Origin of the sequence: Streptomyces sp. LS1784 (assembly GCF_020103755.1) — a bacterium.
Classification (GTDB): domain Bacteria; phylum Actinomycetota; class Actinomycetes; order Streptomycetales; family Streptomycetaceae; genus Kitasatospora.
Genome location: NZ_JAHSQD010001115.1, coordinates 1 through 1,102, shown reverse-complemented (window position 1 = coordinate 1,102; position 1,102 = coordinate 1). Strand labels below are relative to the sequence as shown.

The 1,102-nt window shown below is 79.0% G+C and carries 1 protein-coding gene; it reads left to right on the top strand.

The window, feature by feature from the left end; translation table 11 throughout:
• Nucleotides 1–13: 13 nt before the first annotated feature.
• Nucleotides 14–1,102: sensor histidine kinase (locus KS423_RS46020; RefSeq protein WP_224285592.1), on the top strand; the 1,089-nt coding region annotated here is incomplete at its 3' end.

Genomic DNA, 1,102 nt, shown 5'->3' with positions numbered 1-1,102 from the left:
CGCGCCGGCCCTGATGCCGCCCGTCGCGCTCGCGCAGGCGGACGCCCTCGGTGCGGCCGCGCTGCTCGCCCTGACGGCGCTGCTCGCCGCGGCGGTGGCGCTGCTGCCGTGGCCCATCGGGCGGATCACCCTCGGCACGGCCGCCGGGGCGGTGGCCGGTGCCTCGCTGCTGGTCGACCTGGCCTACCCGGGGCCCTACCGGCTGCCCGCGTTCTGGATGCCCTTCGAGTGGCTCGCCCTGATCGGGCTGCTCTTCCGGGCCGTCCGCCGACTGCCCGACCGCTCCGTCTGGGCGGTCAGCGGGCTGCTCGGGCTCGCGGCCGTGCTGCTGCCGCTGCGGTTCGCCCTGCGCGTTCCGCAGGGCGGCGCGGCCGGGACGGTGGGCGGGGTGCTGCTCTCGTTGCCGCCGGTGCTCGGCGTCGCGGGCGCGGCCCTCTACCTGCGGGTCCTGGACGCCCGCCGGGAGCGGGCGGTGGCCCGGGCCCGGCGCGAGCAGCGGCTCGAAGTGGCCCGCGGGCTGCACGACTTCGTCGCCCACGAGATCACCGGCATCGTGCTGGAGGCCCAGGCCGGCCAACTCCCTGGCCAGGAGCCGGAGGAGACCACCGCACTGCTGCGCCGCCTGGAGGAGGCCGGGCTGCGGGCGCTGGACTCGATGGACGAGATGGTCGGCGCCCTGCGCGAGCCGAGCGGTCCGGACGACCGGGGCGGTCCGGACGGTCCGGAGGACCGGGGCGGCCGAGCCTCCGGACGGGGGGACCTGGAGGAGCGGACCGGCGGGGCGACCACGCGCCGGCTGGGCCTGGCCGACCTCCCCGAGCTGGTCGCCCGCTTCGGCACCACGGGTGGCCTGCGCGCCACCGCCGAGCTGGCGCCCGATACCGCCGGCCGGCTCTCCGCCGAGGCCGAGGCGACCGCGTACGCCGTCGTCCTGGAGGCCCTCACCAACATCCGCCGGCACGCCCCGCAGGCCACCGAGGTCACCGTCCGGGTGGCCCCCGGCGAGGACGGCGCCGTCGAGCTGACCGTCACCGACGACGGCGGCCCCGCCCGTAAGCCGCTGCTGCGCCGCCGCCCCGGCGTCGGCGGCACCGGCCTGGCC